Annotated in this window: 6 protein-coding genes; all 6 read left to right on the top strand. The window is 44.2% G+C overall.

What is annotated here, in order from left to right:
* Positions 1 to 158: 158 nt before the first annotated feature.
* The 6 genes from COV52_09440 (at position 159) to rfbG (ending at position 7,253) form a co-directional block, all read left to right on the top strand.
* Positions 159 to 1,034 (top strand): UTP--glucose-1-phosphate uridylyltransferase, encoded by an 876-nt coding sequence (locus COV52_09440; protein ID PIR10352.1) that lies wholly within the window; start codon positions 159 to 161, stop codon positions 1,032 to 1,034.
* 143 nt (positions 1,035 to 1,177) lie between these two features.
* Positions 1,178 to 2,257 (top strand): hypothetical protein, encoded by a 1,080-nt coding sequence (locus COV52_09435; protein ID PIR10351.1) that lies wholly within the window; start codon positions 1,178 to 1,180, stop codon positions 2,255 to 2,257.
* A complete protein-coding gene (gene asnB / locus COV52_09430; protein PIR10350.1) occupies positions 2,257 to 4,158 on the top strand; it encodes an asparagine synthase (glutamine-hydrolyzing) in 1,902 nt (633 codons plus the stop codon). The genes COV52_09435 and asnB overlap by 1 nt, the downstream gene beginning before the upstream one ends.
* The gene (locus tag COV52_09425) at positions 4,146 to 5,285 is read left to right on the top strand and encodes a glycosyltransferase family 1 protein (protein ID PIR10349.1); all 1,140 of its coding nucleotides are present in this window, start codon (positions 4,146 to 4,148) and stop codon (positions 5,283 to 5,285) included. The genes asnB and COV52_09425 overlap by 13 nt, the downstream gene beginning before the upstream one ends.
* Positions 5,286 to 5,392: 107 nt before the next feature.
* Complete coding sequence (gene rfbF, locus COV52_09420; GenBank protein PIR10348.1) at positions 5,393 to 6,169, top strand: glucose-1-phosphate cytidylyltransferase; 777 nt, start codon at positions 5,393 to 5,395, stop codon at positions 6,167 to 6,169.
* The gene (rfbG, locus tag COV52_09415) at positions 6,162 to 7,253 is read left to right on the top strand and encodes a CDP-glucose 4,6-dehydratase (protein ID PIR10347.1); all 1,092 of its coding nucleotides are present in this window, start codon (positions 6,162 to 6,164) and stop codon (positions 7,251 to 7,253) included. Before rfbF ends, rfbG begins: the two co-directional genes overlap by 8 nt.
* Positions 7,254 to 7,271 lie beyond the last annotated feature (18 nt).

The raw sequence follows: 7,271 nt of genomic DNA, 5'->3' as shown, positions 1-7,271 counted from the left end.
TCTTTCGATCCTTCTGTAATATTAAAATTACATGGATTCTAACGTTTTTTTCAAAAACCTACACTTTTAATCGCACCCAATATACGGCGAGGCTCTTGGCTCATAAGGTCTTGCATGCTATGCTCTGAGCCGATTTTTAAAGGGTTTTATTGATTAACATGGTAAATAAAGTCAACAAAGTTAAAACGGCCGTCTTGCCGGTTGCAGGCTTAGGTACGCGTTTTTTGCCAGCTTCAAAAGCTTCGCCTAAAGAAATGTTGCCGATAGTTGACCGGCCCATCATTCAGTATGTGGTTGAAGAGGCAATAGCTGCAGGCATCGAAAACTTGATTTTTGTGACTAGCTACACAAAGCGAGCGATTGAAGATTACTTTGATAGTAATTATGAGCTTGAAGCTGCGCTTGAGGCGTCTGGAAAACATGAGCAGCTTAAAGCTTTGAAAGCCTTGCTTCCAGCCCATGTGAATTGTGTTTATGTTCGTCAACCTTACCCTTTGGGTTTGGGCGATGCAGTTATGCGAGCTGCGGCCATCATTAAAGAAGACTATTTTGCTATTTTGCTGTCTGACGACTTGATCGATATGGGTAAGAAATCCTGCTTAAATATGCTGGTTGAATATCATCATCAAGTGGGCGGGAATGTGCTTGCGGTAGAGCGTGTGCCAAAGTCTAAGGTTGATCAATACGGCATCGTTTCTGCCGATGCTGATGGTAAAGTCTCTGGGATTGTTGAAAAGCCAAGCTTGGCTGAGGCGCCATCAGACCTAGCAGTGGTCGGGCGTTATATCTTGCACAGAGACATTTTTGGCTATTTGGCCAACACAAAGAAAGGCCGTGGCGGTGAAATTCAGCTGACAGATGCCTTGTCAGCGATGCTATCTCATGCGCCTTTTTATGCCTGCGAGCATACCGGGCGTCGATACGACTGTGGCAATAAAGCTGATTTTTTGAAGGCGACCATTGCTTATGCGCTTAAGCGAAGTGAGCTTGCACCTGGATTGCTTTCGTACCTGAAAGAAATTGTCAATGAATAGGTGTTACTGCATTAGTTGTTCTGTAGCCTATATTTTTTTGGTCGGCTTGAGTTTGAATTTGAAGCGAGTGTGGTAAATCCCTTGTGAAAAAGTTGAGGGTTCTTCATGTTATTTCTGGGCTTGGGCAGGGTGGCGCTGAGGCTATGCTCTATAAGCTTGTCAGTCATATTGATAAGAAGCGTTTTGAAAGCACGGTTATTGTAATGACCTCCGGCGGGGCCTACGTAGAGAAGCTGGAATCTATTGGGGTGCCTGTTTACATGCTCAATATGAAGACGGTTTATGGTATTTTGATGTCTTTTTTTCGTTACAGGCGTTTGCTTAAATGTCAGCGCCCAGATCTTGTGCAGTCCTGGATGTATCATGCTAACGTCTTTACGGCGGTTATGCGCCCATTCTGTATTAAAACCAGGCTCGTTCAAAATATACGGGCAAGCTTGGCAAACTTTAAGAACTACAAGGTCATGACGCGATGTGTGATTCGTTTGAATGCTTGGGTAAGTCGCTTTTCTGATATTGTGGTGAATAATTCTATGCGCTCTCAGCAGCAGCATCACGGCATTGGTTTTTTAAAGCCAAAAGACATCTTTATTCCTAATGGTTTTGACGAAACTGTTTTCTATCCAAGCCAGGGTATCTACAGCCACTGCCGAAAATTATTTGGGCTTAAGCCGTCTTCAAGGTTAATCGGTATGTTCGCACGGTATCATCCTATTAAAAATCATCGTGCCTTTTTGGAAGTGGCGCGAGTTCTTTTGGACAGTGGGCTTGATAATTGTTGCTTTGTCTTGGCGGGTGAGTTTTGTGTTAAAGCTAATAATGCTTTGCTAAGGTCTATTCAAGATTTAGGCTTGGAAAAAAAAATCCGGTTGCTTGGCGAGGTCGATGCTTCACGCTACCTTCCTGCGCTGGATGTGCATCTTCTAACTTCGCTTGAAGAGGGGTTTCCAAATGTAGTTGGAGAGTCAATGTTTTGCGGTGTCCCTTGTGTCGTAACGAATGTTGGTGATTGCGCCAGGGTTGTTTCTGAGTATGGTTTTGTTTCTCAGCCTAATGACATCGATAGTTTGGCCGAAAACTGCCTTAAAGCGCTGAAAATGACCGATGAAGAACGAGCCAGGATGCGTGATTATGCTGTAGCTCATTATTCAATACATTCGGTTGTTAAGCAGTACGAGGATCTTTATAGTAGCCTTGTTGATAATCAGGCTGAGGTTCGATAATGTGTGGTTTTGCAGGTTACTGGTCTTTTGAGCATCAGCGCGCAGATAGCTCGCTTATCGAAAAAATGCTGGCGAGTATTCGCCACCGCGGACCAGACGGTGAAGGTGTTTATGCTCAGGATAGCCTTGCTTTAGGCCATGTTCGCTTGTCCATTCATGATTTATCTCAAGCAGGCCATCAGCCGATGTTTTCTGCCTCTGGCCGGTGGGTGATTGTTTTTAATGGCGAAATATATAATTATGCCGAACTAAGGGATAGCTTGCTCGTCCATGGTGGTTTGAGTTTCAAGGGTGATAGCGATACCGAAGTTCTAGTTAATGCGATTGATATCTGGGGCATAAAAAAAGCTTTAGAGCAATGTGTTGGCATGTTTGCGTTTGCCGCGTTTGACCTTGAGAAAAAAGAACTTTATTTGGCGCGCGATCGCTTTGGTGAGAAGCCACTCTATTATGGTATTCAAAACAATACCTTGGCTTTTGCTTCTGAACTCAAGTCATTAAGGCCGCTATCTTCCTTGGGTTGGCGTTTTCAGGTTGATCGCCAGGCTTTGGCGACGTATATGCGCTATGCCTATGTTCCAACCCCTTGTTCAATTTATGAAAATATTTCGAAGCTTGAACCTGGCAGTTACCTGAAGGTCGGTTCTGATCGCAGCCAATCATTGTCGTATTATTGGCAAGCATCCAGTGTGTTGTCTCAAGATAAATTTTTAGGTACTTATGATGAGGCTGTTGATCTACTTGAGTCTAAGCTTAAAGACACGTTAAAAATACAAATGCAATCAGATGTTCCTCTGGGGGCTTTTTTGTCTGGTGGTGTTGACTCTTCTATAATTGTTGCGTTGATGCAGTCACTCTCACCCAAGAAGGTTAATACCTTTAGCATCGGCTTTCATGAGGCAGCTTTTAATGAGGCACAGTACGCTCAGGATGTGGCTAAGCATCTAAACACGAATCACACAGAGTTGTATGTTGGCCAGAAAGATCTACTTTCTGTGGTGCCTAAATTACCTACTATTTATGACGAGCCCTTTGCCGATTCTTCTCAAATACCAACGTTTTTAGTGAGTCAGTTAGTAAAAACTCAAGTCACAGTGAGTTTGTCAGGTGACGCTGGCGATGAATTATTTGGTGGTTACAATCGCTATTTTTTGGCTGAATCGGTTTTCAGCCGTTTTATTGATCCAGGGCCTTTTAGGGCAGGCCTTAAATTGCTGCCCTCGGCTCTTTTGAAAGTTTTGGGTTACTTGCCAACGGCGTATGCGCAGCTGCCTGACAAACTGTTAAAACTTAAGGCTGTGGTCGAGCAGGGTGGTCGTTCTAGAGAAGACTTATATCGTCTGTTGTGTTCTCAGATTTACGATACAAGTTTCGTACTTGGTGCCAAGGAATACAGTTTTAATGAGCGCTGGTTTTGGAAGGCTTCAAAAGAGCTTTCTTATCAAGAGTGGATGATGCTTGCTGATTCGCAAACGTATATGATGGATGATATTTTAACGAAAGTTGATCGTGCGGCGATGGCGGTTTCGCTCGAAACCCGTGTGCCGTTTTTGGATCACCGTATTTTTGAATTTGCTTGGTCGTTACCATTGGCTTATAAAATAGATCAAGGTCAAGGCAAGCGTGTTTTGAGGGATGTGCTATATCGCCATGTGCCCAAGGGGTTGATTGATCGACCTAAAATGGGTTTTGGTGTGCCGCTGAGTCAGTGGTTAAGGTCTGATTTGAAAGACTGGGCTCAGTCACTGCTTCAGCCTGATATGCTTCGTGCTCAAGGCTACTTGGATGAGAAGCAAGTATCTTCTTATTGGAAAGAGCACCTTAGCGGTAAGCGGAATTGGTCTTTTGCGTTATGGAATATACTCATGTTTCAAAGCTGGTATAAACAATGGATGATGTAGTCAAAACTAAAACGGTTATGTTGGTCGTTGCAGACATCGGCTATTTTATGTCGCATCGCTTGGCGTTTGCTTTAGCGTTGAAAAATGCCGGCTTTAGGCTCGTCGTTGCCACCACTTTTTCTTCGCCGGTGGAAAGTCAAAAGTTATCTGCTTATGGCTTTGAGGTTTTTGATTTGCGTCTTCGCGCAAAGGGAGTGGCTTTTCTGGGAAACCTTAAGCTTGTATGGAGGCTTTGGCGTGGTTTTATCAAGTTGCGTCCTGATTATGTGCATGTCGTTTCTGTCCGCATGGTGTTGCTTGGCCTCATTGCTTTTCGTTTTTCAAGGGCGAAACAGTTTATTGGTTTGTTGGCGGGCATGGGTTATTTGTTTACTTCTCGTAGCCGCTTAACGCGTTTTTTAAAAAGCATCACCTTCAGCCTTCTTCGTTTGCTTTGCTTATCTTCTAAGGTGAGGCTAATCGTTCAAAATGATGATGACTACAATACTTTGGCCAATCGCTTAATCGAGAAGAGTCGCTTGTTTTTAATTAAAGGTTCGGGGGTCAGTCTAAGCGATTATGCCTATCTTCCGGAGCCCAAAGCACCGCCAGTGGTTGTTAGCTGTATTTCACGGATGCTTAAAGATAAGGGTATTGTGGAGTTGTGTGAAGCGGCGAGAATATTATATCAAAAAGGCCGGTCGGATATACATATCCAGTTGGTCGGTGATATACATGAAGTTAACCCGAACTCCCTGAGCCGACAGGCACTGCTCAATTTCTGTGAAGAGCTGCCGAATTTATTTTGGCTCGGGCGTCGAAATGATGTAGCACACATTTATAGCAACTCACACATTGCTGTTCTTCCTTCCTATCGTGAGGGCTTGCCAAAAACCTTGCTTGAGGCTGCTGCTTGTGGTCGTGCGATCGTTTCAACGGATGTTCCGGGTTGCCGTGAGATCTGCCATGATGGTGAGAATGGTTACTTGGTTCCAAGCAAAAACTCAGTGGCTTTGGCAGCAGCAATCGAGTCTTTGGCTGATGGTTCTGAAATCCGGCAAAAATTTGGGCGAGCTAGTCGCCACATGGTTGAAGCCTTGTTTTCTGATGAAATCGTTATTGCCCAAATAATGCGCTTATACGCTTAGGCTTTACTCAACACCCTTGGTTTACTATCAGTCGCCGTCTTGTATAATGCTGGCTGACTTTGGTTGTTTATGAGCCTGGATAGAACTCGTTTTAGCATGGAGATTGAATGAAGGCGGTAATTCTTGCTGGTGGTTTGGGAACGCGGTTAAGTGAAGAAACTTCTTTGAAGCCCAAGCCAATGGTTGAAATTGGAGGCATGCCTATTCTGTGGCATATCATGAAGATTTATTCTTACTATGGTATTCACGATTTTATTATTTGCTTGGGTTATAAGGGCTATGTGATCAAAGAGTATTTTGCGAACTATTTTTTGCATATGTCGGATGTCACCTTCTGTATGCGTGAAAATGAAATGGAAGTTCATCATAAAAAGGCAGAGCCTTGGCGTGTTACATTGGTTGACACAGGTAATGAGAGCATGACCGGCGGTCGTTTGCGACGCGTTAAAGATTACCTGAAGGATGAAGAAGCATTTTGTTTTACTTATGGTGATGGCGTTGCTGATATTGATATTGACGCATTGCTTAAACTGCACAGGAAAGAAGGCAGGCTTGCGACCGTGATGGCAGTTCAGCCAGCGGGACGTTTTGGTGCGCTGAATTTTACGGATAACAAGGTCGACTCTTTTCAGGAGAAACCTAAGGGTGATGGCTCATGGATCAATGGGGGGTTCTTTGTTCTTTCGCCTGCGGTTATTGATTATATTGAGGGTGATGCAACCATTTGGGAGCAAGCGCCAATGCAAAACTTGTCTTTGAATAATGAAATGAGTTGTTATTTTCACACTGGCTTTTGGCAGCCGATGGATACGCTGCGTGAGAAACACATGCTTGAGAAGCTTTGGAACTCTGGCCAGGCGCCTTGGAGGCTATGGGGTGAATAACACGTTTTGGAAAAATAAAAAGGTACTACTTACAGGGCATACCGGTTTCAAGGGCACCTGGTTGAGCTTGTGGTTAAAGGAATTAGGGGCAGAGGTTTTTGGTTATGCCTTGTCACCCAATACCGATCCTTCACTGTTTAACCTTCTTGATATGCCGGCTTTAATCAATCATTGTGTTGGTGATGTGCGTGATCTTGATGCATTACAGGCTCGCATGAGTGCTGTTCAACCTGATATTGTTATTCATATGGCCTCACAGCCACTTGTCCGTTTTTCATACGAATACCCTCTTGAAACGTACAGTATTAATGTTATGGGTACAGCGCATATTCTTGAGGCTGTAAAAGCGTGTCCGTCTGTCAGGGTGGTGATTAATGTCACGACTGACAAGTGCTACGAGAATAAAGAGTGGATTTGGGGCTATCGAGAGAGCGAGCCGTTGGGAGGGTATGACCCTTATAGTAGCAGCAAAGCTTGTTCGGAACTTGTCACCGCGGCTTATAGGGCTTCATATTTTAATCCTGAAAAAATTGAAGAGCATCAAACGTCGATTGCAACAGCAAGGGCGGGTAATGTTATTGGTGGTGGTGATTGGGCAAATGACCGCCTAATTCCCGATATTGTAACCTCGTTGCTTGGTAATAAGCCGGTACTTGTGAGAAACCCTAAAGCGATTAGGCCTTGGCAGCACGTTTTAGAGCCACTGATGGGGTATTTATTATTGGCTGAAAGTATGTGGAACGAGCCGGGGATTTTTTCATCTGCCTGGAATTTTGGCCCTCATGTCGAAGATGTTAAGCCGGTGGGCTACATTGTTGAGCGGATGATTGATGGCTGGGGGCAAGGTGCGGCTTGGGAGCATGATAAATCTTCGCACCCGCATGAGGCTCATTACCTTCAGCTGGATAGTGCAAAAGCAAGAAAATTTCTGGGTTGGACGCCACTATGGTCGCTGGATCATGCTTTGGACGCTATCGTTGAGTGGTATAAGGCATATGCTTGTGGGGCTGATATCTTTGAGCTAACATTGGCGCAAATTCGCGCTTTTCAACATCAATTTTCTGAAAAAGGGTCTTTTGTATGACGGTTAATAATCCTAAAA

This window comes from Gammaproteobacteria bacterium CG11_big_fil_rev_8_21_14_0_20_46_22, assembly GCA_002796245.1.
Lineage (GTDB): Bacteria > Pseudomonadota > Gammaproteobacteria > UBA12402 > UBA12402 > 1-14-0-20-46-22.
Note: the sequence above shows the minus strand (reverse complement) of the source record. Positions and strands in the feature narration are given on the sequence as shown.

Bases quoted from the DNA above. Each gene is read 5' to 3' on its own strand.
- rfbF (PIR10348.1), top strand. From the start codon at position 5,393: ATGAAGGCGGTAATTCTTGCTGGTGGTTTGGGAACGCGGTTAAGTGAA.
- COV52_09435 (PIR10351.1), top strand. From the start codon at position 1,178: ATGCTCTATAAGCTTGTCAGTCATATTGATAAGAAGCGTTTTGAAAGC.
- COV52_09425 (PIR10349.1), top strand. From the start codon at position 4,146: ATGGATGATGTAGTCAAAACTAAAACGGTTATGTTGGTCGTTGCAGAC.
- COV52_09440 (PIR10352.1), top strand. From the start codon at position 159: ATGGTAAATAAAGTCAACAAAGTTAAAACGGCCGTCTTGCCGGTTGCA.
- asnB (PIR10350.1), top strand. From the start codon at position 2,257: ATGTGTGGTTTTGCAGGTTACTGGTCTTTTGAGCATCAGCGCGCAGAT.